Genomic DNA, 26,348 nt, shown 5'->3' with positions numbered 1-26,348 from the left:
CCGCGGCCGCCGTCATCTCGGGGCTTCGATCGAAGCGGAGCGACACCGCCCCGTTTCGCTATAGCTCCACTTCCAACTGCTGATCGCTTCCAGTAGGTCCGCGCGGCCCAACGCGGTGAGGTAGTCGACCAGCCGTTCCTTGGCGCCGAGGGCGGAGTGGTAGCGGTTGAACAGCGGCCGTTCTTCGCGGATTGCCGCTTCTTCGGCCTGCTTTGCTTCGGCGCGCGAGGGATACCAGGTGTTGGTTCCGGTTGCGGCGAACTCGGTCCACAGCGACTTTGCACCGTGCATCACCGCCCGGTCGTACAGCCAGTCGCTGATGCCGATGTACAAAAGCCGTTCGCCGCCATCAAATCGGCGGTACAGCACGGTCGTCATGCCAGAAGGGCAGCCCTCAACGCGACCGAGCTCGGTGGCTCGAGTTCCTGGCTTGGGACGACTGGCGGATTCGGAGGCGAAGTTGTTCATTCCGCTGTCTCTTGATCTGCGTGAGCTGCTGTTGTCTCTCGGATCCGCCACCCAAGGTCGTGATCAAGTTTGGCGAGTGCCTGGAGCAGGCAGATGTACGCTGCACGGTTCTTTGGCCAGGGCTGGCGCACGCCGCGCTCCCAACGACTCACGGTCATCTTTTCCACGCCGAGCGCCTTTGCCACGTCATCAAGGGTCACGTCGGCGCGCTTTCGAATAGCCCGGCGTTCCGCCGGCGGGGGCAGGCGGTTGGCACGCAACCGGTCGACTAGTTCGGCGACCCCCTCTCGGGCGGCCGGATCTGGGATGGCATGCGTCATGAGCTGAGGTTACAACACCTGACCTACAAGTCACTAGCAAGTGGTTACAAGTTGTGGTTTACTTGCAGCCGTGTCCGCGACGATCTACGCCCTCCCCGATCTCCCCGACCCCGGCGGCTCAGCCGTGTCCGGTCCGTCGTGGACCCATGACGCATGGGCGCAGATCATCAGCTCGTTCGACACCATTCCCCCGATCGCCTGGGTCGGTGTCCTCGCCGCGCTCACCCTCGTCACCTGCCTGACCATCCCGTGGCTGCGCAGCCAGGCGTTCCGGGCCGGCGCCCGCCATGGCAAGCCGCTGTCCGACGAGGACAAGCGCGACCGGCGGCTCCTGATCGCTGCGATGGTTCCCGCCAGCCTGTTCTGGGTTGCGGTGCTCGTCGGCTCCGGTCGGGGCCTTGTCGCGTTCGGCCGGGAAGACCTTCGCTGGACCGGCGGCTGGGAGTACCTGGTCCCGCTCACCCTCGACGGCGTCGCCATCAGCTTCGCGCTGCTGGCCTTCCGCGCCGTCAAGAAGAACCTCAACCCCGACCGGGCCGTCCGCATCGCCGGGCTCGCCATGTGCGCGTCCGCCGGCATCAACTTCCTGCACGAGGTCGGCGGGTCGAAACTCGGCGCCGGATACCTGGCGATCCTGTCCCTGCTCGGCATGCTGATCTTCGACGAGCTGCTGGGCCAGTTCGAACTCGGCGCCGACAACGAGGTACGGCGCAAGAACCCGAAGTTCGGCCTGCGCTGGATCACCTGGCCCACCAACACCGCCTGCGCGTGGGTGGCGTGGCGCAACTACCCGCCGAGCGATGACCTCAAGGCGACCATCGGCAACGCGGTCACGCACCTCGAGACCGTCCGCCAGCGCAAGACGGAGCACCGCGCCGGGCAGATCGACACCACCGCCTGGTGGTGGCGGCTCGCCCCGTGGATGCACGTCGCCGCGCTCCGTGTGGCGCTCACGGAGCACCACTCCACCCTCGCTGCGGAGCGCTCCGCCACCCAACGCGCCGAGCTCGCGCTAGCCGAACTCGCCGAGACGCACCGCCGTGAGTACGCGGCCGCGGTGGAGCAGTTCCGTGCCGAATCGGAGCAGGCCCGCTCCGAGGCGGCGGAGCAGATCGAGCGGCTCAAGGCGGAGCACGCCGCCCACGTGTCCCGGATCCGGGAGAAGCAGGCCCCTGCTCCGGGCGGAGCGCCCACGCGGGCCAGCGGAAACACCGCACCGGCGTCCGGTGGGGCGGAGCGGCGGCTCAGTAACGACGAGGCCGTCGAGTTGATGCTCCGCACCCATCCGGAGCCCGGCTACGAGTGGGGCAACCGGGAAGTCAACCGGCTCACCGGAGCGGGTTTCGGGCGCATTCCGAAGCTCATCGACGCGGTCCGTGAGCACCATGCCCGGAGCGGCGGAGCAGCCGGCCGGAGCACTTCCGAAGACGACGCCAAGGAGCACTCCGCATGACCGACCTTGAGACCAAGCCGGCCACCATCGAGGTGTCCGTCACCGTGACCGTGAACGGCACGGGTAAGACGTTCAACGCGAGCGCCCAGACCGACGGTGACCCGCACTCCGCCGCGCGGATGCTGCTACATGCGGTCCGCGACGACGCCGCCGACTGGGCATCCGAGCTCGGCAGTGAACTCGAGCGTCGGCAGGACGCTGCCCGCCGCGGCCTGGTGGGTGTCCGATGACCGCCGCTCAGCCGTCCGGCCGGCTCGCGCTGGTCGTGGACGAGATGCACACGGCCGTGTCGCAGCAGGAGATCCACCAGATGCTCGACGTGATCGCGGCTGAGATGCGCGACCGCGAGGCTGTTGTCGCAGGTCAGGCCGCCCACCCGGTGCTCGGGGAGATCGGCGCCGGCGAGCCCGTCTACCTCGTCGCCGTGAATCCGTGGCGGCCGTGGGTCGCCCGGGCCGGCGGCACCGCCCTCGGCGCCGGCATGTCCGCGATCGTCAGCGTCGCCCTGAACCCGCAGCTCATGTACACGGCCACCCTGATCACGATCGCGGTGGCGCTGGTGTTCGCGTGGGTGCTCGGCGGCTACGAGCTCACCGAGAAGCACCCGAAGAAGTTCGTGAAGGCCCAGTGACCTGGGAAAACACAAAAAGGGCCAGCCGTAAGGCCGAGCGGCGGCGGCTGTGGCACGAAGCCCGGATCGCCGCGGCGGCCACGCCGAAACAGAAGGCGTGGGCCGCCTGCGGGTGGCTGATCTCCGAGGCGTGGCGGGCCGGCCGTCTCGACGACGCCCTCGACTGGGTGCTGGTGAAAGTCCACGAACTACGGGAGGAGGAACGCAACGATGACGACCGAGACGACGGATACGCAGCGTGATGTGAGATCAGATGAGCGGGGGAGGTCCCGGATCCTCGACAGCCCGGCGGTGTCGGCGCGCGCACGCGCGAGGATACCGGTCACGGACAGTGAGATCAACCGGGGTGATCGGGTCCGGCAGGCGTTCACCTCCTGGTGGCTGCTGACCGCCGAACCGATGACCCTGCGCGAGCTGTGGAACGCGTCCAAAGTCGACCGGAAGCGGATCCCCGCCGACAACCTGATCCTGCGCGTCCTGTGGCAGGTCTCCAACTGGACCGACCGGCTGGCCATGTTCGCCGCCGTCACCATCGTCTTCCCGCCACTGCTCACCGGTCCGCTGCGCTGGTGCGCGGCCCGGCCCACCCGCCGCTACGGCCTCTACCTCACCGTCGCCGCCCTCACCGGCGCCTACCTCTACGAAAGGAACCACTGACCATGTTCGGTATCGGCGCCCGGTTCGGGCTCCTGCTGATTGCGGCCGCGGTGCTGTTCGCCGCGCACCGCACCCACAAGTCGTCGAAGAAGTCCGCGAAGAACGTCGCCGTGGTGATGGCGTTCCTCGCCGGACTTGCTTTCCTCGCCACGTTCGTCGGCGACTGGATGCAGTCCGCGGCCTGGCTCGGCGGGCTCGGCGTTGCCGGGCTGATCGTCTGCGCATGCATCATCGCCGTGGACTGGTTCATCGACAAGAAACCCGACAAGCCCGCCTTCTGGGCAGCGTTCGCGCTCGGCTTCGCGATCGTCATGGGCGCCGCGAACATCGACCAGGCTGGGCAGCAGATCCAGGACGGTGGCCGGGAGGTCACCAACCAGCTGTCGCAGATGGGCAAGTAGACCGTGGAGTTCCTCGTCTGCTGCGTGCTCGCCTACTGGGTGGTGAAGCACATCCCGCAGCTTGCCGGGGAAGCCGCCCAGGAGTGGCGGTACGCCCAACAGGGCGAGGAATCCCCGGCCGCCAAAGCCCGCCGTGACCGGCTCGTCGACGCCGGTATCGACCCGGCCACGGGAGGCGCGTTTCGTCAGTACTGGGGCAACGCGTGGCGGGACTTCTGGCTCGACCTGGACGAGGACCGGCAGAAATGCCGGGCCCGGACCGAGGCGGCGGCCGTCACGGACGGGCGCGGTTGGTGGACCCGGCTGGGCGAGAAGGTCGGCCGGCGGCTGGACGAGATGGTCGACGGGCAGGCCGCGAAATGGCGCCACCGCAACCCCGGCGGCACAGCCGCAGACGGCAGTCCGCCGGACCCGCCGGACCCCGCCGGATCCACCTGGCCGGACACCGACGACGCCGGCCCCGACCGGCCACCGCACGGCGACGGGCCCGGGAACCCGCACCCGGACCCGGCCGCCAGCGATCCGGTGCAGGTCCCGTCGACGCTCGGCGACCCCGCCCCGTCCGGCCCGCCCAAGGAGGACCCCATCAGCGACCTACCGCCCATCGCCATCGGGCCGGCCGAGGCCGAAGCCCTCAAACACGAACTGTTCGGCAACTGCAGTCAAGACCCCACCCGATGCCCGCACTGCGCCGCCGAACAACGCCAACGCCCCGACACCCCAGCGCAGCCGGTGAAAGTGTCCGCAACTGTCGGCGCGCCGGCCGCAGACACGCACACCCCAGCCGGCGCCGGCATGGCCCTGCCGGCCGCCCCGACCGAAAGGAACCCCGCCATGACCCAGGCCGTCACCACCCGAGGTATCGCCGTCACCGGTGTCATCTCCGGCGCGCAGGAAGCCGAAGCGATCCGCCGCCAGCTCGAAGCCGCGACCGCCGCCTACCTTGCCGCGATCCGCAGCGCCCGCGGCCGCATCAACTCCCTCGGCGAGCAGACCCTGAGCATTGTCCAGTTCGCGGGCGCGTCCGCGGTGGTGACCCGGATGGCGCAGGCCGCCGAGGCCGCCGCGGCCGCGGAACGCGCCGCGAGTTCCTGCGCGGCCGAGGTCGGCCCGCTGCTGCAGGCCACCCGACGCGAGTTCGACAAGCGCAACAGCTGACCCAGGTACGACACCACGAAGGGATGTGAACGATGGCAGCGCCGACGACTGCCCCGCGCCAGCCGGCGCCGCCCACCATCAGCAAACCGCCTACCGGGGCGGCGAAGATGGCGAAGGTCTACCTCGACGACAAGGGCATCCCGCAGCGCTCGCCCACACCGGTTCCGGTCGACGAGAACGAGCGCCGCACCCCGCACCTGCTGCACCAGTGCCCGCAGTTCCGGAATCTCAACGGCGGCGGGAAGGAACGCTGCGGGACGAAGGAGTGGCTGCTGCCGGACGCCGACCGGCTGTTCTGCCCGCGGCACGGCAAGGAACTGGAGCCGCAGCGGTCCGGGCCGTCCGCGCTCGAGCAGACGATCCGGGATGCGTTGCGAATGCACGGCCGGTCCGCCGCCCCGTGGCTGGCCCCGGCCGCCGCCGGCGTGTTCGATGTGGCCGCGCATCTCGGTGGTGTCGGCGCGTTGGAGACGGCCGGTGCGACGCCGGTGTTGGCCGCGGGAACGTACGTGATCGCGAAGCGGACGCTGACGGCCCGGGCGGTGAAGCGGGGCCGGATCGAGAAGGGCCAGAAGATCGGCCGCCGGGTCCTCGCGTTGAAGGGCGAGGCCCGCCGGTACGCCTGGTACGCGGGGGAGACCGGGCTGTGGCTGGCCGCCCTCGCCGGCACCGACATCACCCACCTGCCGGGGGTGCTGATCGCCGGGGCGGGCATGCTGCGCTGGGCGTTCGCGTCGCGGCTGTGGTGGCAGAACGCCGAGCAGCGCCGGGCCCGCGGGCAGGTCACCGTGCACACCCCCGCCGCCGTGGCCGGCGCCGCACCGGTGCAGGCCCCGGATCCGGTCCGGCTGCGCGCTCTCACCACCTGGGCGTCCATCATCGGCTGCGCCGGTGGGCCGCTCGCCGGGACCGAACTCGTCGACTTCCAGCGGCTACCGGCCTGCGAGGTCGCCGCCACCGATCGCAGCCAGTTGCCGAACTGGTCGGCGAAGGTCGTGGCGAAGGTCGAAGGCACCATCAACATGCGGGAGCCGCGGCCGGCGCTGCTGGGCCGGATCGCCGCCGCCTACAAATGCACCTACGCGGATGTGAGTTTCTCCGCCGACGAGTCGGATCTGTCGATCGGCTGGGTGCGGGTGCAACCGGACAATGTGCTCGCCGAAACCCGCATGTGGGTCGGCCCGGCCGCGTCCGACTGGAAGCGTGGCACGTCGGTGATCGGCCGGTTCGACGACGGGCAGCCGATCATCTACCAGTGGTGGACGAAGACCGGCGCCGCCCACGACCTGATCTCAGGGTGCACCGGGTCCGGGAAGAGCGAGCTGGTCGCGCAGCTGCTGCTCGCCTCGCTGCACTCGAACGGCCTGGTCCTGGACTGGGTGGGTGACCCGCAGGGCGGCCAGTCGTACGGGGCGTTGAAGGACCAGGTTGACTGGTTCGCCCGGGACCTGACCGAGATCAAGCTGATGTTGCTGGCGGCGGTGAAGGAGATGTACCGCCGCAACGACGAACTGTCCCACAACAACATCAAAACCTGGTTCGCGACCACGGCGATGCCGCTGCTGGTGGTCACCTTGGACGAGGTCCAGTCGTACATCGAGGACCCGGACATTCTCGCCCTGGTGGAGAAGCTGGTCGGGCAGGGCCGCAAGTGCGGCATCAAGATGCGGCTGATCACGCAGATCCCGGCCGCCTACAACCTGGGCGGCTCCACCTACATCAAGGAGCAGTTGAAGGCCGGCCAAACGCTGATCTTCCGGGCGATGACGGATGTGGCCGGCCGATCCGCGGTCGACGGAGACGTGCCGGTCGATCCGACGTTGCTACCGCTGGCGTGGGGCAAGAACACGTGCGCGGCGGGGGAAACCACCGCCGGGCTGATGTTCGTGCAGGGCATGAACGGCCGCGACGTGTACGGGCGGGCCGACTTCACCGGCGAGAAACTGGAGCCGTGGCTCGTCGACCCGGACGGCGACCCATCCGTCTGCCCGGGCCGGTTCAGCCCGGAAGCGCAGCTGGAGTCGGGTGTGTTGTGGGGGGATCGGAGGGAACGGGCGAGGAAGCTGCTGTCGCAGGGCCGCCGCACCGAGGATCTGCTGCCGGGTGGCCGGGCGGCCGGGCTGATCGAGCAGGCTGCCGCGGACTGGGATCCGAACGGCCCGCCGACGTCCGGGTCTGCACCGGCGGGCCGGCCGGACAATGCGCGGGGCAAGGTGCTGGCCGCGTGCCGCGAGTTGGCTGCCGAGACGGGGCGGGTGGAGAAGCGGGCCGTGGTGGCCCGGGTCGCCGGTCAGGTCGCGGAGACGACGGTGACGGCGAAACTGTCCGACCTGGTCGCCGCGGGCGAGCTACGGCGGGTCGAGAACGGCGTGTTCGAGGTGCCGGGCGTTCCGCGGCAGGGCCAGCTTCCGATCGAGGTGCCGGCGTGACGTCAGCGCTTCTGCTGCTGGATCCACAGGTGCAGCTCGGGGAGCTCGGGTTTGTTGTCGCTGTACAGCCAGCGGCGGCGCCGGACGATCCCCGCGACGTAGAACCGGTCGGTGTTGTAGTCGCGTTCCCGCAGGCACAGTTCGTCGCCGACGGCCGGGGCGCCGAGGCTGGTGTCGATGACGTACTTGCCGTCGACGGCCCGGTCGGGCTGGTCGACGTCGAAGAGCGTGACCTTCATGCGCCCATCGTGACCGATCGACTGCGGATGGTCCAGTCGTGACCGCGACGCTGCCGCCCCACGCGGATGTGCGGGACTGCCGCCTGTACCGGTTCTGGGTGCGGCATCCGGAGTCCGGCGAGCGGGTGCTCGGCTATGTGGGGGAGACGGTCCGGCAACCCATGACCCGGCTCCTCGAGCATCTGCTGGACCAGCCGTGGGCGGACACCATCATCGGCTGGGAGATCGACGACCGGGTGTTCGCCGGCAAGGGTGCGGTCCTCGAGGCGGAACGGTTCGCAATCGAGACGGAGCTGCCGCTCTACAACGTGGAGTGGAACCGGGGCAACCCGCACCGGATCCCGCCGCCGGCCGCGATCCGGCAGCGCCGGGCCAGGGACGCGACGAAAGCCGACACGCCCCGTTGGGAGCATCCCGCTGACCGCGTTGCAGTCGTGTCGCCCGCGCCAACGTCACGGGCCCGCTCCGCGGCGCGCCGTCGATGGCGTCCGTGGCAGAAGAATCTCCTCGCGCTCGCCATTGTCGGCCTGGTCCTGTGGATCGCCAGTCTGGTCGTCTTGGCCCGGACCGGGCTGCTGCACGGCGGCGCCTGGTGGCAGGCATTGGTCGGCTGCTACTCACTGACCGTGTGGGGTTGGCTTGGCTTCCCCGCACTCGACAAGCGGTCGAGCAGACGGTTCCGGATCGCGCGGCGAAGGTGGCGGGGGCGATGACTGGCAATGCAACCGCGAGACCGTCAGTCGTCGTCGTCGCCGTTTTCTTCGTCGAGGAACAGGTCGTCCTCTTTGAGTCCTTCGATGGCGACGCCGTTGTCGAGCAACACGGTATATTTGGCCGCAGAGAGCCCGCCCCAGGGAACGTTGACGCGGATGACACGTCCCGGCGCGCCGATGGGCTGGCCCTCGACGACCCGGGTCAAGACGATGAGGTCACCTTTGGAGAACGGCATAGCGTGACCCTATTGAAGCTCTCCGATACTTCCAAGGGCTTCAAGTGACCCGGCCCCGCAACGAGCCCGACTGGTGCCGACGCGGCGACCACGAGCAGTTCCCCCGACTGCACCGCTCCAACGAGGTGAGGGTCGGGCCGCGGCCCGCTATCGCGGGCACGGGGAAGCATTCGCATGGTTCACGCAGGCGGACGGCGGCCCGGAATGGTTGGGCATCGGGGTCGCCCACATGGCGTCCGTGACGGTGCAGTTGTCGCCGGAGGACGCGATCGCGTTCCGGGACAAGCTGACCGACCTGTTCCGGCAGGCGGGCTGGGAGTAGATCAGTCGTCGCGGCCGAGCTCCTTGCGTAGGCGCTTTCGCGCATCGAGAAGTCGGCGGATCTTCTGGCGGTCCTCATCGCCGAACAGCTTGTCGTAGTTGGCCTCTTCCCTTTGCGTCTGCACGGTCCAAACCTGACTCAGGAACGACACCCCGGCGAAGATCGCTCCGACTACCAGGGCCACGCCGAGCTCTTGCGTCTTGTCGACCAACGTGAGGGGGATGCCGGCGAGAAACGCCGCACCGCTGACCGTGAGGATCATGCGGAACCAGCTCATCGACGTCAGAACTCGGGTGACCCGTACCGGTCCGACGTTGGCCGTCCACGTCGAGTGCATGTCGGCGGCGGTCCACAGTTCGTTTTCAACGTCGGCAAGCTCCTTCTCGAGCTTGTCCTTGTCGGCCTGATCCATGGCGTCAAGGTAGGGCTGCTCGGCAAACTGCGAAAGCGCCGCGACCTCCGAGGCCGAAGCCAGGGAGATCGCGGCGCTGTGTCGTGCTGAAGTCTTTCGCTCAAGTCTTCGGCACGCGGCCGGTTTCCTTGATGGCCAGGGCCGTTTCGCCGGTCATCGGACGCGTTTCGCAGGCCAGCCTTCTTGATGGGCAAATGCAGCCTGCTAGCCGACGGTCTGGCCGTCGATGGTCTTCGGCTTGACGCCGGCCCGGATCGACGCCTGCTGGATGTCGGTGCCTCGCAGGATGCCGAAGTAGAACGTGACGGCGACCCCGAAGTTGATGAGCACCGTGTAGGCGGTGCGCAGGAAGTCGAAGGCCTCACCCGATTCGACCTTGCCCGATCCACGACTCCACATAGGTCTTGATCGCGGCAAGCAGCAGCAGGATCGGGCCCTGGCGGAACGCCTACCAGCTCGACCGTATCAACGAAGCGGCGATCGGCAGTAGACGTGGCCGTTTAGACGCAGCGGGCCGACCGCGCACCAGCGCATTCACATACGTGAGCGGGCGCGGAACACGACGGCTTCCATGGCGGACTTCAAGCGCCGGCCAGGCTGACCGTCCCATCTGCTCGGCGCGCCGCCACGGCCGGTCGGCCTCGGTCAACGACCGTTCGGCCGTGCATGCCATCACCGGGTGGTTCCTACGCTCGGCAAGACCAGACACCTCGAGCGATGGGTGGTGCGTCATCAACTATTCACAAGACCGCCGACAATCCGGACTGGCTGGGGAGCGGTGCGCATCGCCTTCGGCTTCCGCCCGCTGCGGTGGCATGGGCAGTTTCTGTCCCGGGCCAGGATCCCGCGACCTTCAGCGAGCTCCTTCCGTTCACTACAAACGGTTTAACTCGTCCGGGTGAATCGTGCGCTGAGATCTTCCGAACGCGCAACGGCGGATTGTCAGAACCGCGCCTGCCACCGCACTATGCATCGCCGGGTGCGGAGCCGCTCGGTCCGTCTGATTCGTCTGCGCGTGGTGAACGACGTTGCATGAGAAAGGGACCGAGATGACTACCCTCATTTCCAACATCATCCTGCACGTCCTTCTGATCGGGTCAATGGGCTCCTTCATCGTCGCGATCGTTGCGGATGCCATCGCCGACCCCGATCGGCGTGAGCGAGTGCTGCGCATCGCTGGCCTTGCCGTTGGGGCGCTTGTCGCCGTCGGTGCGCAGGTGTTCGGCGTGAGTTACGCGGCCTTCATCGTGAACTCGATGGTTAACGGGGCAGGCCCCAGCGCCGCCGCAGCGTTCGCCGCGTCGGCCGTCCCGGCGATCGGCGGCATCGGCCTGGGCTGGTTCCTGGTGCGGACCTACCGGCGGAGCACCCGGATCGGTGCCCGAATGCTCGGCTTCATCGGCATGCTGGCCTCGACGGCGTTCGTCGCCATCTACGCACAGGCCACGCAGACGAAGGGCGTCATTCTCGGCGCGGCGGCTCTGCCGAACGTCTCGTTCGTGGTCGGGGTCATCCTCACCATCATCTTCACGTTCGACCCCGACCTGAAGCGTGGCGGCAACCGCAGAACCCAGATCCGCGTGCTCCTGGGAGGCGGCGGCCGGCAGACATCGGCTGCCGTTGCCTCGCATGCGTCCCCGACTGGCGCTCCGCCCATTCGGCAGCGCCGGGATCCGTTCTCCGAGTCGCAGTGACGGCGCGCACCTTGATCAAGGCAGGAGCCGAGGGAAATGGGAAGTTTGGTACGACGCGTGTGCCCGTACTGTGGACGCACGATCGTCTTGAACCACTGTTCGATTTACCCAAAAAACGCGTTTCCGCTCGGTACCGGTCTGGTTTCACCGCCCGCCCAGATCGCGCACCGAGGCGCTGAGACGGGGGCCCGGCTTGCGGGCCTGTCGGACGTACCGAGCCTCTCAGACGTCGACCCCCTCGGCGGGCCGACCGGGGATCTCGGGGCGCACCGAGCACCGGTGCCTGGGCAGGCGTCGCGGGACGGATCGAAGGCGGCTCCGCTCTGGTCGTGGAAGCCGCCGAAGCCGCCCGGGCCTGCCCGGCGAGGACAGTGGTTCAGCTCGCTACCTTCCGCAAACGACCAGGAACAGCCCTCAAGGCGCTTACCGATTTCCCTGCCCGGCATATGGCGCGGCGCGCCTGCTCCGTCGGGGATTGCAACCAGGAACTCCCGCCGGATCTTGACGACCGGCAGGCGCACATCCTGTCCGTGGTCGGACTGAACGCCGCCGGCAAAACGTACTACCTGGCTACAGCATTGACCGAAGCCATGAACGGTTCAGGGCTTGACGTCGCGGGCTTCCTGGAATTCGAGCCGGACGATGAGACGGCCCAAAGGTTCTACACCGACTACTACAGCGAGGTGTACCGCGACAATCGGCTGCTCATTCCGACTCCTCAGAGGGACGCAGCTCACCAGAAGTCACTGAATTTTCGCGCCCGCATCGACGGCGGCCGGCCGATGCTGGTGATGACTCACGACATCGCTGGCGAGACGCTGATGAACTTCGCGAAACGAGCTCAAGATGCGAATTTCCTCCGGCGATCCTCCGCTGTGATCTTCCTCGTCGACCCGCTCGAGTTCGACCCGATTCGGGCCCATTACGGCGAGCACATCCAGGGCCGCACGATCCATCAGCGGGACTTGCTGTCGGCGACATTGCGCGAGCTCGAATTCGAGCCTGGGCGGCGACCGGTGCCCGTCGCGGTGGTCGTCTCCAAGGCTGACCTGCTCGAGCCGTTCCTGCCGCCGGATGCTCAACTCCTCGGTCTCCGGCCCCGACATAGCCAGAGCACTGAGGAGGAATGGCTGTGCGAACTGCAACGGAGCAGTGCCGCCACGCACGAATTGCTGATCAGGATGGGCCAAGATCGCCTGGTTCGGGTGGCTGAGTCTTTCGGCAATGCAAGCTTCTATGTCGTCTCCGCCTTGGGTGGCAGGCCGGCAACCGAGGGCCCGATCAGGCCGACTCCCCGCGGGGTGCTCGATCCTCTGGCGCTCGTGTTGTGGCGGCTCTCCAACGCGTTGGCCTAGGTGCCGGCATGGCCGAGCAGCTCGTCTTCACCTGGGCCGACCGCGGCCTTGAGGGCCGGGGCATGTGGCAGGTGGTTGCCGCGAGCGAACACCTGTTTCACAACCTTCCCCGGGCTTTCCAGCTGGCACGGAGCCTGTGCACCGAGTTCATCTATTCTCCCCTGTGGCGAGATCCGGCGACCGCACCAGTCTCGTTCGGCTGGCGCGATATCCGCGGCATGCGCTTCGCGTTCCGCCGCGTCTACTGCGGCACCGACGCCTTCGGTCGACCCGGAGTCTTCGCCGCCCATGTGCTCGTCGACCGTCCCGAAAGGCTGCCGGCCGGGCACCTGCTCGGCACCGCCGGGTCCGCGGCCTGGTGGTCCGGCGAGCCGCGGCCGCCTGACGCCGACGAATGGATGCCGACCGTGACCCTCGATGACTTCGGCCACGAGGCGATGACCAACACTCAGATCGATGCCGCGGAAGCGGTACTGACCGCCGTGCTGGCGCACAAGGGGCGGCCGGTGCAACTGGCGATGGATTCAACAGTCTTCTGCGCAGCCCTGCGCCGGGTTGCCGCGTTGCTACCCGGCGCCCTTGACCACCTCAGTGTGTCGACATACGAGCCATCGGAAACTCGATCCCTCTACGGGCTGACGGCGGTCCAGCCGCCGGAGGCGGATCCGCTTGCGATTACCATCGATGCGCTGGGCGGCGCCTCGGAACTGTCTGGGCACCGCGACGTCGCGCGGCTGACCATGGCGGAAGAGAGTCGTTCACGCGCGTACGTCAGTGCCGCATGGCAGGCGGCTAGCCATACTGGCGACTTCCTCCGCGTGTGCTCAAGCTACCTTGTCGTGCGGGCCGGAACCGTCCTGACCGTGGCCGACGTGTTGCCCGGCCTGCAGCACCCCGGCACGGCAGCCGACCTCCTGGACGATCTGCGCGTCCGCACGGTGGTCGCCCGGGCACTCGGCGCGGGCCACGTGGAGGTCGTTGCCGCAATGCGGATCGTAGGGCGCTCCCTCGAGCCGGAAACTTGGAGTTCACTTGGCGAGCTCACCGCACGCGTTGCAACGGCCAAGCACGGGCTCGCCGTGGCAGCCGAAACGATCCGCGCCGTGTCTGCTCCAGGTGCGAAAGCCCTGGTTAAGGAACTCGTCCGGCTGGCACTCGAGGATGGCTCTCGGATCGAGCGCTTGCCTGCCGAGGTGCTCCCGGATGTGTGGCGCGATCCGTCGACTCAGGCATCGAAGACTTTGGAAAACGCCGTCGTGCGGGCCGGCGCGGCGAGCGTGCTCACGCTCGCCGGGAACCGTTCGATCGCAGCCAACCTGTGGTCGCGCCTGCTGGTGGAGGCCCTGACGACCGGGCAGGTCGACCCTGGGGAAGCAGCACAAGCGGTGCACGGGAGAACGGCCTTCGCGCGCGAGGTAGGCGACACCGCACCGACATCCTGCTTGGAACTGTTGCTCGATTCGCTGCCGAAGGGACAGGCACTGGCGCTGTTGTCGGTCTGGGTTCAAGCCACGCGGGCCGAGGTGTGGATCGATCTGGCAGCGCGGCTTGCGTCTCAGTTCGGTGACGGCCACGCCTGGCGAGTGGCTGCAGCCGTCGCACCCTGCCTGCGCCGGCCTGCCCCCGCCGGCTGGTCGTCGTTGCGTGACGAGGTCATCCGGCGCCGCCTGATTTATGAATTCGCCGACCCGAGCGCGCAGTGGTGCTCGCTCGCCGAGGTCTGCCGGGCCGAGTTGGGAACGGCAGATGGTTACTGGCACGAGTACTTGCGCATGCTGAATACCGGTCGGGTCGTCGTCAATTGGCCATCCCACACGCTGGAAGTCGCTCGTTGCGTGAGCCAGGTACCCCGGGACTATCGGGAACTCGCCGGCAGTTTCGCCTTGCACGACATGGTCGCCACGGTCGATACACCAGCGGATGTGGCGGCTATCGTGCACGCCATGAATCCAGTGCTGGAGGGCGGCTCCGAGCGGATCGCCGAGCTGGCCCTCCGGGGTGGTCTGCGCGGGATCCGCCGACACCATAATTGGCCGGCTGGCTTCGCGGCCATGACCTACGTGGCGGTGTGGCTGGTCGGGCCTGGCCTCGTCGGTCGCCGCAAAGTGACCGGCGAGCTGGCTTCCCCGCTGGCTCAGCGCTTGGCCGTCGACCTCTACGCGGCACTGGCCACCGAGAATCCTTACCTCGATAAGTGGCTCAAAGAGTGGAGCCAGGGCCGGCCGCGGGCCGAGCGCTGGCTGCGCGGACTGGGCGGCTGAATCCCAGCGTGCGGTGCCGCAGTCGTCTGCCCCGATGAGAGGGGTGCCTTTCGGCCAGATCGAGGCTCCTCCTTGATCAATGTCGCTAGCTCGGAGCCATCTTTCGGTGCTGGGCGTGCTGGGCGTGCTGGGCGTGCTGGGCGTGCTGGGCGTGCTGGGCATGCTGGATCGGCATGCGGGCGAGCGACACGCCGTCGGCGCGGAGTCGGGGCTCTGATGCCGTGGCCGGACTTCCATTCCACGCCTCCAGGAACGCCTCGACGGCGGCAGGAACGACCAGAACCAGGCCTTTCTTAAACGCCGCGCAGTGAGGCAATGCAGCACCGCGACCAGCAGCGGCAGCACTGTCAGGGCGAGGCCGAGCACACCGGCCAGCGAGGGCTTGAGCAGGTGGGTGGGCAGTGTGGGGAACACGACCGAATCCATGTGGACTCCAACTGGCGAAGGGGTGATAAAACTGTCCGACCCCCGCCGTACGGTCTCGGGTGTGCGTTCGGCCGACCACCAAGTCCAAGGCTGGGCGCCGGCGGCCGTGCCTCCGCCGGCGACTGCTACTGGGCGGGTCCAGGTGGCATGGTCAGCTCGCCGTTTCCGAAAGAGTGAACGTCGGAAGGTTGGAGTACCCGGACAGGCTCCTGTCATTCGTGGTGTAGCTGCCATCGGCCTGGATGTAGTACACCCGCTGCCTGCCGATCTTGTCTGTGACGTAGATGCCGGTCACCCGCCAGGTGCCCGGAGTTGTCCCCTTGGGCAGCGACCCGACCAATTCCCACGTGCCGTCCGCAGCCGGCAGCGACTGCGGGTCGAGACGGCTTTGCGCGCCGATGGTGCGGTAGTCGGCCCATACGTTGGCCACCCCGCTGAGGTCGTCGGAGGCGCGCAGCCGCAGCCGCACCGTCCGGTTGCTGCTGTTGTCCGCCGTGGTGTCACCGACGTATTCGCCGTAGGTCATGTCAACGGAGGGTGGCTGCTGGTCCGAGGAGCCTGTCACAGTCAGTGCCGGAATCCAGGTTCCGCCGCCGGGGAGCAGGGTGCGGTGGTGGCCGACCCGGTCGGTCGCTTCGATGCTGGCAACCGTCCATGTGCCGGCAGGCAGACAGGCCGGCAGGACGGCGGTCGCCTGCCAGATACCGTCGATTGTTGTCCCGGAGGCGGGGCGAACGGCCTGCAGAACGATGGACGGGTCGTCCGGATCCTGGTTCGTCAGGGTGACGCTCAGGCTGGCGACACCGCCGAGGTCGTCGATTGCCGGAAGTTGCAGCGTGATCGGCTGATCAGCGGTGTTGTCCAGCATCGTGCCGGTTAGCCAGGCAGCGCGGGTGACGTCGACGACCGGGGCGTCGTTGTCGGAGACTCCGGTGACGACGAGGGGTTCCAGCGCGATCACGCCGGTCTCGGTAGTCGCGCCGCGGACGGTGTCCATCGTCGTGTAACTGCCGTCCGGGGCAACGGTGTAGCGGGTGTACCGGAAGGTTCGATCTTGCAGGTACACCTCTTGCAGCGTCCAGTCACCGACTGCCGAATGTGCCGGCACGGTCGCCTGCATTTCGAAGATCCCGTCGGCGAGGCATCCGGTGATCGCGTTCGCGGCGTGCCAGCCGACCGATAGCGGCGGCGCGGACGGGTCCGGGCTGCGCAGTTTCATCATCACGTACATCAGGCCGCTGCGGTCGTCGGTGACGTGTGCCCTGGCGCGGATGACCGAGTCGGTGCTGTTGTCGATCAGCGATGACCCGGACCAGGCCAAGCTGGTGAAGTCGATGGAGGGCGCCGCGCTGTCGGTGGACGAGTCCGCCAAGGGGCCGCTTCCGCCATTCGAGCATTGGTCCGTCGAGGGCGACGGGCTGGCTGACGGCGAGGGAGTAGGGGTTGCCTCCGTGGGGCCAGACGGTGTGGGGGTCGGAGCGTCAGTCGCCGGCACAGAGGCGTCGTCAGGCACCGGCGCCGAGGGGGCTGACGGCACGCTGGGGAGGACCGTTTCGCTGGGAGCCGATGGTTGTGCAGGCGCCGGAGTTGCGATCGGCGACGTGGGTTCCAGCGGTGTCGGTGTGGCAGGTGGTGTTGGCGTGGGAGGCATTTGCGGCATGGTGGGAGCCGCCGGAGTCCCCGGCGCGGGCGGGGCCGTCGGGTGCAAACTCGGTGCTGACGGGGAGACGGTGATGGTGGGTGTCGGTTTCACTGCCGGCGCGGGCTTCGCAGGTGACGCCGGCTGGCAGGTCTTCGCGTCGCAGACGTCCGTGCCTCCGCCACCCGTGACCTTATCGATGCCGGCGCCACCATTGATCCGGTCGTTGCCGGGCCCGCCGTTGAGGCTGTCATTGCCCGCTCCGCCCTTGAGCGTGTCGTTGCCGGCGCCGCCATCGAGCCGGTCGTTGCCTGCCCCGCCGTCCACGACGTCGTTCCCGGCGCCGCCGGCAAGTTTGTCGTTGCCTGATCCGCCGTACAGGATATCGGTGCCTGGGCCGCCAGAGACCGTGTCTGTCCCGGGTCCGCCATCGAGGACGTCCTTGCCTGAGCCGCCGATGAGCGTGTCATTGCCGCCAAGCCCGCACACCACCTCGCGGGCGTGGGTCGCGCGAAGCCGATCGTTGCCGTTTGTGCCGATGACCGTGCAGGCCTGGCCGTTCGCGGCCGCCGGCACCGCGGCAGCGGCCGATGCGGGAAGCCACGCCGCACCAGCGAGCCCAGTCGAGATCATGGCTGCTGCTAGGGCCGCTTCACGTGCCTTCATGTGTCCTGCTTCCAAGCGGTACGAACGTGTGCTCAGGCAATCGTCAGGAGGGGAGTCGCGTATGAGGCCATCGAGCAGGCAATGTGACCAGGTTCGCTGGAGTAGCTCAAGGTAGGCAGCGGTACCCGGACCTGCGTTAAGACACTGCGGTCGCCAACTGTCTCCGTTCATCCGCGTCGACATTTGTTAGGAGCCCGCGTCGGAACTGTGGTGCCGACGCACTGCTCGAGAGCGGCCAGATTCGTCTCGACCTGCCCGGCCGGGTGGGCGCCGCCCGCTAGGCCTGGAGCCGGAGCGGAGCGAACCTGTCCCCGCCCCGCAGTGCATCTACGCTGGCGAGGCCGAAGTGGCGACCGTCGCGCCGCAAGATCAGGCCGACCTCGACGCCATCTTGAGCACGGGTCTGGAGCTTGAACTCGACCTGAGCGATGACCGCGCCGTCCTAACGTTGCCGTAGCCGCCACGTCCGAACGTTCAACCTGAGCCGGCGCAGACCGGTCGTCTTGCGCGGAAGGGCCCGCGCATTTGCCACGGCCAAGCCCCTATCTGCTTGCACATCGGCTTCGACCCGTTCTTCGCCGACGTCGCTCAGCCCAGACCCACACCGCGCTGCCTGAGCAGTTCCGCTAGAGCGGCTCCTACGCCCTCGGCCGGGTCCGGTGACTGCGCCTCGGCGGCGACATTCCGCGCGGTCGGTGGTATGACACGCCGCGCAGACCCGTCGCCACCCGGGGCTACCACCCGATAGCTGAACGGCACGTTTGAACGGCCACGCCGCAACTCGCGCACCTCGAAAGCGTCCTCGCCACGAGTACTCACGTACAAGCCGGTGCAGTCAGCTTCAGGCCTCAAGAACACGTGATAGTCCGTGCCGAACGGCGCCGCGTCGTCCGGTTCCAACGAGACGATTGCCTGGCCGTCGACAAGATCGGCCCGACCGATCAACTCCACCGGTACGACGCGGCCCGCGGCCGCGGTGCCGATCGACCCGGTGACAACAAGGTCGCCGTCGACGAGGACCGGGCCGACGAACAGTCCGGCCCAGCCCTCGGCCGAGCTGTCGATGACGCCGTTGCCGTAGACGTACACGCCCCGCACGCCGGCCGTATTGAAATCGTTCGGCCCGTCGGATTGCCCGTAGACGCCGGTCGAGTGGCCCGAGTAACCGAACACGCCGATTCCGCCCGGCGTCGCGCCGGAGACGCCGCGCAGGTCCGAGAGGCCCAGCACGCCAGGGCCGGTCAGGGCTGTGCCGACGACACCGGCGCCCCGGCCGATCTGGGCAGTGCCGCGCACGCCTGCGGAATCCTCTCCGCCCTGGGTGCTCCCGACCACGCCGTTGACTGCGCTAATCGAATTTCCCCAGTTGTGCTGACGTAGGTTCCCCACCCTGGGCGCTCCGTTTGCTCCGCTCTCTGGTCCGATCCCCGTGTTGATCACCGTGGATGGTTGGAGGCGCGGGTGCTGTCTTTGGAGGCCGATGTGGAGGCGCACGCGTTGCGTGCTCAGGGGTGGACGATCTCGGCGATTGCCCGGCATCTGGGCGTCGATCGCAAGACCGTGCGGGCGTACCTGTCCGGGCGACGCACTCCGGGTGTCCGGGTGCGTACGGCTCCGGACGTCATCGACCCGTTCCTGGGCTACTGCCGGCTCCGGCTGGCCGACGACCCACATCTGTGGGCGTCGACGTTGTTCGACGAGTTGCAGCAGCTCGGCTTCACCGGCTCGTATCCGAGCCTGACGGCGGCGATCCGTAAGCACGGTCTGCGCCCGCACTGCGAGCCGTGTCAGGTCACTCGCGGACGCGACGCCGCGATCATCACCCATCCCGCCGGCGAGGAGACCCAGTTCGACTGGGTCGAGCTGCCCGACCCGCCATCGGCATGGGGCGTCGGCAAGCATGCTCACCTGCTGGTCGGCGCGTTGGCGCACTCCAGCCGCTGGCGCGGCGTGCTGGCGCCGACGGAGGACCAGCCGCACCTGATCGAGGCACTCGATGCGGTCACCCGCAGGTTGGGCGGCCTGACCCGGCGGTGGCGCTTCGACCGGATGGCGACCGTCTGTTTCCCGGCCTCGGGCCGGTTGACCGCCTCGTTCGCCGGCGTCGCGAAGTATTACGCGGTCGGCGTGGACATCTGCCCGCCCCGGCGCGGCAACCGCAAGGGCGTGGTGGAGAAAGCGAACCACGCCGCCGCGCAACGTTGGTGGCGCACCCTGCCCGACGACACCACGATCGAGGCCGCTCAGGCCGGCCTCGATGCGCTTTGCGTCCGACTGGATCAACGTCGGCGCATGCGTGACGGGCAACGCACCACCGTCGCGGAGCTCGCCGACGCTGAACCGCTGCGTCCCTGCCCGCCAGCACCGATCCCGGCCGAGCTGCAGGCAACGCACACGGTGACCGCGCAGGGACTGGTGCCGTTCCGCGGCAACTTCTACTCCGTTCTTCGCCGGGCCCCGCCTGCTCGTGATCGACCTATGCCGAGACCCGAACTATGCCGAGCCGGCTGCCCCGATCGGGTGAAAGACGGTGTGATGGTATCGGCATAGTTCCATGAACGGGCACAGCCCTGATCGGAGGGGAGCACGCGCTCCCCGCGAGAGGGGTGATGATGATGGGGACTCCCCGTCGAAAGGCCGGCGCTCTGGCCGGGCAGGTCGAGGGTTATCGGGAATGGCTGGCGCAGCTCGGCTATACGCCGTCGACGGTCAGGAACATGCTCAAGGACCTCGGCCTGGTGGGGCAGTGGCTACGCCGGGAGGAACTCGAGGTCGCCGATCTATGCGAGGACCGGCTGACAGCGTTCCTGGCGGCCCAGCGACGATCCGGTCGTCAACGGCTGGCCGGAGCCCGGGGCTGGTTACCGCTGTTGACGTTACTGCGCGAGGCGGGTGTGGCCCCCGAGGCAGCGCAGGTCGCGGCGACGCCGCTGGATGCCTTGTTAGGCCGGTATCGCCGCTGGATGCTCCAAGAGCGTGGCCTTTCGCCGCCCACAATGCTGCGTTACGAGAACACGGCCCGCCGGTTCCTGAACGAGTACGCGATGACCGGCGGTCAGTTCGCGCCGCAACGGTTGACCGGGGCGGAGCTGAACGCGTTTCTGCTGGGCGAGTGCGGGCGTGTTTCGTCGGGCTCGGCGAAGGGCCGGGTGGCCGAGCTTCGCTCCCTGATGCGGTTCCTTCACCTGAGTGGTGTCACCGCGAGGATGCTGGGGGCGGCAGTGCCACCGGTCGGCGGCTGGCGCCTGGCCTCGCTGCCGCCGATGATGCCGGCGAGCGACGTTCAACTACTGCTGGATCGGTGCCCACACGACAGCGCGGTCGAGGTACGCGACTACGCGATCCTGATGCTGGTCGCACGGCTGGGACTGCGGTCGATCGAGGTGGCCCGGCTGTTGCTCGACGATATCGACTGGCGCGGTGGTGAGATCGCCGTCCGGAGCAAGGGCCGGCGCGAGGACCGGCTCCCGCTGCCGGTCGAGGTCGGTGAGGCCATCGTCGCCTACCTGTCCGGCGCCCGGCCCCGGCTCGATGACCGTCACCTGTTCCTGACCTGTCGAGCTCCCCGCGCACCGATCCGAGCAGACCTGGTCAGCGACGTCGTCAAGCGGGCCTGCCTTCGAGCCGGGCTGGCCCGCGTGGGACCGCATCGGCTGCGGCATGCCCTGGCTGAGCAGATGCTGCGTCACGGCGCCGGGCTGACCGCGATCGGTCAGGTGCTGCGGCACCAGGACCTGGCCACCACCGCGCTCTATGCGAAGGTCGACCTCGCCGCGCTGCGGCAGGTCGCCCAGCCCTGGCCCGGAGCGGCGGCATGAACGGGCTGCGCGAGCACCTTGAGGACTATCTGCGACTTCGCCGTTCCCTGGGGCACCAGATGGCGGAGGCGGCCTGGCTGCTTCCCGACTTCGTCGCGTTCATGGACGGCCGCGGCCAGTCCACGGTGACGATCCAGGCCCTGCTGGCCTGGGTCCGATTCCGTGAGGACGAGGTGGTCACGACCGTCAGCCCGCGCCGGGTCACCGCGGTCCGCGGCTTCGCCCGCTATCTGAGCGGCATCGACCCGGATACCGAGATCCCACCGCTGGGACTGATGCCCTACCGGCGGCGCTGGCGCCCGCCGTTCCTCTACTCCGACACTGAGATCACCGCGCTGATCGCGGCAGCCGAGGCGATCGAGCCACCGTTGCGGGCCGCGACCTACCGCACCCTGCTCGGGCTGCTGGCCGCCTCCGGCCTGCGCATCGGCGAGGCGATCAGCCTGGACGGCGCCGACATCGACTGGGCGCAAGGCGTTTTGCTGATCCGCGAATCCAAGTTCGACAAGTCCCGGCTGGTCCCGCTGCACGACAGCGTCATCCGGGCGCTACGCGAGTACGACATTCTGCGCCGTGGGACGACACCACGGCCCAAGGATCCCGCGTTCTTCATCTCCCGCACGCGTCGGCGGCTGATCTACGCCGTTGTCAGGTCGACGTTCCGGCAGCTGGTGACCGCTGCCGGCATCGGCGCTGACGCACCCCATCCGCCACGGCTGCACGACCTGAGACACACCTTCGCTGTCCGGACTCTGCTGCACTGGTATCGCACCGGGGACAACGTCCAGGCCAAGATCCCGTCGCTGTCGACTTATCTGGGCCACCGCGAACCGGCACACACCTACTTGTATTTGTCCGCGGCGCCCGAACTGCTCGCGCTGGCGGCGGCCCGCCGGGAAGGCATCGGGAAGGCGGCGCGGTCATGACTTTGATCGCGGCCACGCTGCAAGCGTTCTTCACCGACCGGCTGGCCCGGCAGCGTCAGGCCAGCCCGCGCACGATTGCCGCCTACCGCGACGCGCTGCGGCTGCTGCTCGTCTTCGTCCAGCAGCGCACCCACATCGCTCCCGCCGATCTGGACTGGACCGACCTGGACGCGGGCACCGTGTCCGCGTTCCTGAACCACCTGGAGGACGAGCGCGGCAACAGCACCAGAACCCGCAACGTCCGCCTGACCGCGATCCGGTCGCTGTTCTCCTACGCCGCCCTGCAACACCCCGAGCACGCCCTGCTCATCCAGCGTGTCCTGGACATCCCGCCCAAGCGGTTCGACAAACGGATCATCACGTTCCTGACCGAGGCCGAGGTCGACGCCCTGCTCGCGGCGCCGGACCCGAACCGCTGGGAGGGCCGGCGGGACAAGGCGATGATGGCCTTGGCCATCCAAACCGGGCTGCGCGTCTCCGAACTCACCAGCCTCAACTGCGCCGACATCAGCCTGGGCGCCGGCGCCGCCGTCCGCTGCGAAGGCAAAGGCCGCAAACAGCGCATCGTCCCGCTCGGCCGCCCGGTCCAAGCCCTGTTGCAGTCCTGGATGACCGAACGCGCCGGACGCCCCGCCGACCCGCTGTTTCCCACCCGCACCGGGCGACGCCTCAGCCGCGACGCCGTCGCGCAACGCCTGAACACCCACACCAAGACCGCCACGGAATGCTGCCCGTCACTGCGCGACAAGGACGTCCATCCGCACGTCTTGCGGCACAGCTGCGCGATGTCGCTGCTGCAGGCGGGCGTCGACACCACCGTCATCGCGCTCTGGCTCGGCCACGCCAGCGTCCGCTCCACCGACGCCTACGTCCACGCCGACATGACCACCAAAGAACGAGCCCTGGCTTTGACCACGCCCCTGACCGCGCGGCCCGGCCGTTACCGTCCCACGGACAAGACCCTCGCATTTCTCGACGGCCTATAACCGCGACCACAGACTCCGAGGCCCGGGCCACAAATAATGCGCACCCGCGGACCAGGACGGCTCCTATCCTTCACCGGTGCACGTCAACCAGTACGCCTACTTCGCGCTATTCAGTCGCAGCACCCCGGCGACAGAGATGGCGGCTGTCCTGGGCCTCGAACCCGACGAGACCACCGTCCGCGGCAGCCGCCGCACCGAGCCCAAGGCCATCCCGGTCTCTCACTGCTGGAAGATCGTCTGCCGGGAACCGAGGCTACGCGTTGACGAGCAGATCGCCCGCATCATGCAACGACTCGCGCCGCACACCACGGCGATCGCCGCCCTGGCCAGCCGCTTGAACACCGACGGCGAAGGATATGGCGCCGTCCTCGAAGTCGTGCGCTACTTCAACAACCAGGATGCCCAGCAACACGATCGCAGCGACCCCGCCGCTAAAGGCCCGAACCCACTCGGCTGGCATCTCGACCGCGACGTCCTCGACTTTCTCCAGGCCACCGGAGCGGCCTTGGACGTCGACGAGTACGACATGACACCGGACTATGCCGAGGACTGAGCCTCAAACCGCCATCGGGCCAACCACCTCAAGGAAACCATCGGCATAGTTCCGGTCTCGGCATAGGCCAATACAGAGAAGATCGACGCGTCCGTAGCGGGCGATGGTCTTGGTCAGTTGTTTGTCGTCGGCGGCCTCGACCAGTCCGTTGACCAGCTTGGCGGCCATGACATATCGGACACGCCCGGCCATCGCGGCGGCGGCGCCGACACGTGGCCACCGCGGTCCCCGACGTCCCAGACATGGTCAACGGCGGCATCCGGGCAGGCCAGCGACAAGATCCTGGCCAAAAGAACAGACGTGTAGTTCAACCGCGGCCGGCGGTGAAATCCGCCGGAACCGGTCGCGCTGCAACCCTTCGGGCCTAGCCTCGGCGAGATGCCGCTCATCAAACCCCGCACCGAGCGTCTGGACGGCGCGGAAAACCCGCGAAAGGCGGGCGCCTTCTACGACGCCATCGCTGTCATCACCATCCTGGCCGGCCTGCTCGCCGCCTGGATGCTCGGAGTGAACGAGGCGCCCGGCAGCGCGATCTTCGCCGCGATCGGCGGCATCGTCTCCGGCATGCTGATCCACACATCGGCGATTGCGATGCGCTGGCTGGCGGCGATGTACGAACTCGCGTCACGCGGGTTCGAGCCCGAGGCCACCGCCCGGCAGAGCCCGCCCGTGACGGCCGACTCAGGCCGCGCGCACAGGCGGGCGGCGTAGCGCCGCCACCTGCCCGGCCGGAGCGGCCTGGACACGGGGTCTCATGGAGGCACGCCCGTCGGCTTCCCCGGCTCGCCGGCGGAGGTCATGCTCGGACGATGAACGCCATCGACGACCCGGCTCCGGGCGCCCAGCGGAAGGAACGGCTGGGCTGGCGCGGCACGATCGCCGGCTTCGTCCTCGGCACGATGAGCGTGGGCATCGTCGTCAACCTGCTCAGCGACGACCACGGCCTGCGAGCCTTGGCCACGGTGACCGGCATCGGCGCGGTGTTCACCGTCGCCGACTGGCTGCGCCGCTTTCCCGGCTCGAAGTTGCAGCGCGCCGCCAGCATCCTGCTGTGGATGCTTTCCGCGGCCTGCATCCTGTTGGCCGCCTCGGTCTTCTCCTGGGCCTGGTCGCTCGGGCTCACCCTGGCCGCTGCCGCGCTGCTGGCCGTCACCGTGCTGCTCGCCACCACCCTGCACACTGCCGCCACCCTGCTCGGCGGTGCCGCGGCCGTCGGGTTTGGTGGCACGCTCGCTGGGCTCGCGGGGGCATGGCTGCCGGCCGGGGACGTCGGGACGGCGGTGTACGCCGGGACGGCTGTCGGGTTAGGTGTCGGCACCGCGGTACTCGGGGTGGTCTGGCTGAGGAATGGGGCGGTGCCGATCGGCGTGTTGTTCGCCTGGACTACTGCCCTGCTCGCCACTCTCGGGCTCGCGAACCTGGCGGGAATGGAGCCCACAATGATCGGGGCGACGGCCGTCGGGCTTGGTGTCGCGCTCGCCGGACTCGGGCCTCCGGAGCCACAAGGCGGAGCCATGCTGTTCGGCGTGGCGACCGTCGGGCTCGGTGTCGCCGTCGCCTTGCTCGGGGTGCGGCTGGGAGACGTGCTGTTCAGTGCACCGATAGCCGGGCTCGGTGTCGCCGTCGCCGTGCTCGGGCTGGCGTGGCTGCAGGGCAGGGTTGCACTGTTCGGTGCGGCAATGATTGGTGCCGGCGTCGCGCTCGCCCTGTTCGCGATCCCGTGGATGCTAGGCGCCGCCGAGCTGTTCGGTGTGGCGATGATCGGGGCCGGTGTCGCTGCCGCCATGGCCGGAATGGCGATGTTGAAGAACGCCGGCATCATGCCGCGTCTGGGAAGGTGGTGGGCGCGAATCACCGCCGATCAGCGCCGGGCCCGGCCCGTGGCGGACCCGCGCAGGCCCGGCGACCCGACCGACACCATAAGTGGCCGCCGCGGCGGACTACCCGGACTCGGCCGGCACCGCTGACACCGTCACCTCACGCGAGCCGGTCGAGTTGCTGTCAGCGTGGATCCGGCTGCTGTGGACGCGGATCAGGGCGCCGGAAGGTTCGGTCACGCTGCGATCGCCCGCTGCTCGCCCTCGCCGATCACCCGCTGCCCGCGGACCAGGCGCGCGGCGGTGTGCAGCAGGCGGTAGCGCAGTCGTTTCGGCTCAGTTGTGGCGAGGTCCCCGTGTAGGGCGTGGATTTGCAGCCACGCGATCAGGTCCGCGGCGATCGCGGCCGCAACACACCAGGCCTGGTTGATGGCGAACTCGCGGGAGCCCTGGGCCGGTCGGGGTGAGAACGGGTCCTGGATCGCCGGCGACGAGCGAGCCGCCTGCCATGCGGTCGAGCGCTGGATCGCCCGGCGCGGCGGCCACGAGGCCTGGCAGGAGTTCAACCCGGCCGGGAAGGTGCAGCTCTCTTCCTAACCTCCGGCTTGATCCTTACGGTGCTGGACGCGGTACAGGATCACCACGCGCCACCACCCGCAGATGGCCACCGCGACCCACGCGACAAACCGGATCACGTTGCGGTGCGGCCACTCGGTGCCCCACACGATCGAGGTGACGGCCAGCGCCGATACGACCAGGATGACGGTC

The 26,348-nt window shown here is 68.6% G+C and carries 29 protein-coding genes and 1 pseudogene; 20 read left to right on the top strand and 10 right to left on the bottom strand.

Translation table 11 applies throughout. The annotated features are described in order from the left end of the window. Positions 1 to 12 precede the first annotated feature (12 nt). The gene (locus tag ACIA5D_RS36500) at positions 13 to 378 is read right to left on the bottom strand and encodes a hypothetical protein (RefSeq protein ID WP_396035008.1); all 366 of its coding nucleotides are present in this window, start codon (positions 376 to 378) and stop codon (positions 13 to 15) included. An 86-nt stretch (positions 379 to 464) separates the two neighbouring features. After that, entirely contained in the window at positions 465 to 788 is a 324-nt protein-coding gene (locus ACIA5D_RS36495) for a helix-turn-helix domain-containing protein (RefSeq protein WP_396035007.1), read from the bottom strand. A 70-nt stretch (positions 789 to 858) separates the two neighbouring features. Between ACIA5D_RS36495 and ACIA5D_RS36490 the strand changes: the two genes are divergently transcribed. The 8 genes from ACIA5D_RS36490 to ACIA5D_RS36455 are packed head-to-tail and all read left to right on the top strand — an operon-like array spanning position 859 to position 7,517. Beyond that, on the top strand, positions 859 to 2,241 hold the full coding sequence (locus ACIA5D_RS36490; protein ID WP_396035006.1) for a DUF2637 domain-containing protein: 1,383 nt from the start codon (positions 859 to 861) through the stop codon (positions 2,239 to 2,241). After that, positions 2,238 to 2,471 (top strand): hypothetical protein, encoded by a 234-nt coding sequence (locus tag ACIA5D_RS36485; protein ID WP_396035005.1) that lies wholly within the window; start codon positions 2,238 to 2,240, stop codon positions 2,469 to 2,471. Before ACIA5D_RS36490 ends, ACIA5D_RS36485 begins: the two co-directional genes overlap by 4 nt. Continuing rightward, complete coding sequence (locus ACIA5D_RS36480) at positions 2,468 to 2,872, top strand: hypothetical protein (protein WP_396035004.1); 405 nt, start codon at positions 2,468 to 2,470, stop codon at positions 2,870 to 2,872. Before ACIA5D_RS36485 ends, ACIA5D_RS36480 begins: the two co-directional genes overlap by 4 nt. Next, the gene (locus tag ACIA5D_RS36475; RefSeq protein WP_396035002.1) at positions 2,869 to 3,114 is read left to right on the top strand and encodes a hypothetical protein; all 246 of its coding nucleotides are present in this window, start codon (positions 2,869 to 2,871) and stop codon (positions 3,112 to 3,114) included. Before ACIA5D_RS36480 ends, ACIA5D_RS36475 begins: the two co-directional genes overlap by 4 nt. A 1-nt stretch (position 3,115) precedes the next feature. Further along, entirely contained in the window at positions 3,116 to 3,529 is a 414-nt protein-coding gene (locus tag ACIA5D_RS36470) for a hypothetical protein (RefSeq protein WP_396035001.1), read from the top strand. A 2-nt stretch (positions 3,530 to 3,531) separates the two neighbouring features. Further along, on the top strand, positions 3,532 to 3,930 hold the full coding sequence (locus tag ACIA5D_RS36465; RefSeq protein WP_396035000.1) for a hypothetical protein: 399 nt from the start codon (positions 3,532 to 3,534) through the stop codon (positions 3,928 to 3,930). Between the two features lie 3 nt (positions 3,931 to 3,933). Continuing rightward, on the top strand, positions 3,934 to 5,088 hold the full coding sequence (locus ACIA5D_RS36460) for a hypothetical protein (RefSeq protein WP_396034997.1): 1,155 nt from the start codon (positions 3,934 to 3,936) through the stop codon (positions 5,086 to 5,088). A gap of 32 nt (positions 5,089 to 5,120) precedes the next feature. Beyond that, positions 5,121 to 7,517: a hypothetical protein gene (locus ACIA5D_RS36455; protein ID WP_396034995.1), complete on the top strand. Its 2,397-nt coding sequence runs from the start codon at positions 5,121 to 5,123 to the stop codon at positions 7,515 to 7,517. A gap of 2 nt (positions 7,518 to 7,519) precedes the next feature. Here the strand turns inward: ACIA5D_RS36455 and ACIA5D_RS36450 are convergent, their stop codons facing one another. After that, positions 7,520 to 7,756 carry a hypothetical protein gene (locus ACIA5D_RS36450; protein WP_396034993.1) on the bottom strand — a complete coding sequence of 79 codons (237 nt, stop codon included), beginning with the start codon at positions 7,754 to 7,756 and terminating at the stop codon, positions 7,520 to 7,522. A 38-nt stretch (positions 7,757 to 7,794) separates the two neighbouring features. On the opposite strand from ACIA5D_RS36450, the gene ACIA5D_RS36445 reads away from it, so the two are divergent. Then, positions 7,795 to 8,469: a hypothetical protein gene (locus ACIA5D_RS36445; protein WP_396034992.1), complete on the top strand. Its 675-nt coding sequence runs from the start codon at positions 7,795 to 7,797 to the stop codon at positions 8,467 to 8,469. A gap of 23 nt (positions 8,470 to 8,492) precedes the next feature. On the opposite strand, the gene ACIA5D_RS36440 is transcribed toward ACIA5D_RS36445, so the two are convergent. The 3 genes from ACIA5D_RS36440 to ACIA5D_RS36430 all read right to left on the bottom strand — a co-directional run bounded on the left by ACIA5D_RS36440 (position 8,493) and on the right by ACIA5D_RS36430 (position 9,838). Further along, positions 8,493 to 8,705, bottom strand: coding sequence for a hypothetical protein (locus tag ACIA5D_RS36440; RefSeq protein WP_396034991.1), 213 nt, complete (start codon positions 8,703 to 8,705; stop codon positions 8,493 to 8,495). A gap of 323 nt (positions 8,706 to 9,028) precedes the next feature. Continuing rightward, a complete protein-coding gene (locus tag ACIA5D_RS36435) occupies positions 9,029 to 9,439 on the bottom strand; it encodes a hypothetical protein (protein ID WP_396034990.1) in 411 nt (136 codons plus the stop codon). Between the two features lie 204 nt (positions 9,440 to 9,643). Next, positions 9,644 to 9,838, bottom strand: a complete 195-nt coding sequence (locus ACIA5D_RS36430) for a hypothetical protein (RefSeq protein WP_396034989.1) — start codon at positions 9,836 to 9,838, stop codon at positions 9,644 to 9,646. A gap of 650 nt (positions 9,839 to 10,488) precedes the next feature. On the opposite strand from ACIA5D_RS36430, the gene ACIA5D_RS36425 reads away from it, so the two are divergent. The 4 genes from ACIA5D_RS36425 to ACIA5D_RS36410 all read left to right on the top strand — a co-directional run bounded on the left by ACIA5D_RS36425 (position 10,489) and on the right by ACIA5D_RS36410 (position 14,966). Further along, positions 10,489 to 11,133: a hypothetical protein gene (locus tag ACIA5D_RS36425; protein ID WP_396034987.1), complete on the top strand. Its 645-nt coding sequence runs from the start codon at positions 10,489 to 10,491 to the stop codon at positions 11,131 to 11,133. A 329-nt stretch (positions 11,134 to 11,462) separates the two neighbouring features. Continuing rightward, positions 11,463 to 12,488 carry a hypothetical protein gene (locus ACIA5D_RS36420; protein ID WP_396034986.1) on the top strand — a complete coding sequence of 342 codons (1,026 nt, stop codon included), beginning with the start codon at positions 11,463 to 11,465 and terminating at the stop codon, positions 12,486 to 12,488. A gap of 8 nt (positions 12,489 to 12,496) precedes the next feature. Further along, the gene (locus tag ACIA5D_RS36415) at positions 12,497 to 14,749 is read left to right on the top strand and encodes a hypothetical protein (RefSeq protein ID WP_396034985.1); all 2,253 of its coding nucleotides are present in this window, start codon (positions 12,497 to 12,499) and stop codon (positions 14,747 to 14,749) included. 79 nt (positions 14,750 to 14,828) lie between these two features. Next, entirely contained in the window at positions 14,829 to 14,966 is a 138-nt protein-coding gene (locus ACIA5D_RS36410; RefSeq protein WP_396034984.1) for a hypothetical protein, read from the top strand. Between the two features lie 360 nt (positions 14,967 to 15,326). Here ACIA5D_RS36410 and ACIA5D_RS36405 read toward each other — a convergent pair whose 3' ends face one another. Next, positions 15,327 to 17,480 carry a hypothetical protein gene (locus ACIA5D_RS36405; protein ID WP_396034983.1) on the bottom strand — a complete coding sequence of 718 codons (2,154 nt, stop codon included), beginning with the start codon at positions 17,478 to 17,480 and terminating at the stop codon, positions 15,327 to 15,329. Positions 17,481 to 18,068: 588 nt separating this feature from the next. Further along, positions 18,069 to 18,776, bottom strand: coding sequence for a hypothetical protein (locus tag ACIA5D_RS36400; RefSeq protein WP_396034981.1), 708 nt, complete (start codon positions 18,774 to 18,776; stop codon positions 18,069 to 18,071). Positions 18,777 to 18,941: 165 nt separating this feature from the next. Between ACIA5D_RS36400 and ACIA5D_RS36395 the strand changes: the two genes are divergently transcribed. The 5 genes from ACIA5D_RS36395 to ACIA5D_RS36375 all read left to right on the top strand — a co-directional run bounded on the left by ACIA5D_RS36395 (position 18,942) and on the right by ACIA5D_RS36375 (position 23,763). Further along, positions 18,942 to 20,030: a hypothetical protein gene (locus ACIA5D_RS36395; protein ID WP_396034980.1), complete on the top strand. Its 1,089-nt coding sequence runs from the start codon at positions 18,942 to 18,944 to the stop codon at positions 20,028 to 20,030. Between the two features lie 65 nt (positions 20,031 to 20,095). Next, positions 20,096 to 21,298 (top strand): tyrosine-type recombinase/integrase, encoded by a 1,203-nt coding sequence (locus ACIA5D_RS36390; protein ID WP_396034979.1) that lies wholly within the window; start codon positions 20,096 to 20,098, stop codon positions 21,296 to 21,298. Then, a complete protein-coding gene (locus ACIA5D_RS36385; protein ID WP_396034978.1) occupies positions 21,295 to 22,224 on the top strand; it encodes a tyrosine-type recombinase/integrase in 930 nt (309 codons plus the stop codon). The genes ACIA5D_RS36390 and ACIA5D_RS36385 overlap by 4 nt, the downstream gene beginning before the upstream one ends. After that, the gene (locus ACIA5D_RS36380; protein WP_396034977.1) at positions 22,221 to 23,210 is read left to right on the top strand and encodes a tyrosine-type recombinase/integrase; all 990 of its coding nucleotides are present in this window, start codon (positions 22,221 to 22,223) and stop codon (positions 23,208 to 23,210) included. The genes ACIA5D_RS36385 and ACIA5D_RS36380 overlap by 4 nt, the downstream gene beginning before the upstream one ends. A gap of 76 nt (positions 23,211 to 23,286) precedes the next feature. Next, positions 23,287 to 23,763 (top strand): DUF4279 domain-containing protein, encoded by a 477-nt coding sequence (locus tag ACIA5D_RS36375; protein ID WP_396034976.1) that lies wholly within the window; start codon positions 23,287 to 23,289, stop codon positions 23,761 to 23,763. 3 nt (positions 23,764 to 23,766) lie between these two features. On the opposite strand, the gene ACIA5D_RS36370 is transcribed toward ACIA5D_RS36375, so the two are convergent. Beyond that, positions 23,767 to 23,931 carry a hypothetical protein gene (locus ACIA5D_RS36370; RefSeq protein ID WP_396034975.1) on the bottom strand — a complete coding sequence of 55 codons (165 nt, stop codon included), beginning with the start codon at positions 23,929 to 23,931 and terminating at the stop codon, positions 23,767 to 23,769. A gap of 210 nt (positions 23,932 to 24,141) precedes the next feature. On the opposite strand from ACIA5D_RS36370, the gene ACIA5D_RS36365 reads away from it, so the two are divergent. Both ACIA5D_RS36365 and ACIA5D_RS36360 read left to right on the top strand, forming a co-directional pair. Then, positions 24,142 to 24,474 (top strand): hypothetical protein, encoded by a 333-nt coding sequence (locus ACIA5D_RS36365; RefSeq protein WP_396034974.1) that lies wholly within the window; start codon positions 24,142 to 24,144, stop codon positions 24,472 to 24,474. A gap of 98 nt (positions 24,475 to 24,572) precedes the next feature. After that, positions 24,573 to 25,730, top strand: coding sequence for a hypothetical protein (locus tag ACIA5D_RS36360; protein ID WP_396034973.1), 1,158 nt, complete (start codon positions 24,573 to 24,575; stop codon positions 25,728 to 25,730). A gap of 125 nt (positions 25,731 to 25,855) precedes the next feature. Here ACIA5D_RS36360 and ACIA5D_RS36355 read toward each other — a convergent pair. Beyond that, positions 25,856 to 26,026 (bottom strand): annotated as a pseudogene (locus ACIA5D_RS36355) (IS1380 family transposase); the annotation flags it as partial. Between the last annotated feature and the right edge of the window lie 322 nt (positions 26,027 to 26,348).

It is taken from the genome of Actinoplanes sp. NPDC051513, from assembly GCF_044454685.1.
GTDB lineage: Bacteria > Actinomycetota > Actinomycetes > Mycobacteriales > Micromonosporaceae > Actinoplanes.
This window is presented reverse-complemented; position numbering and strand designations above follow the sequence as displayed.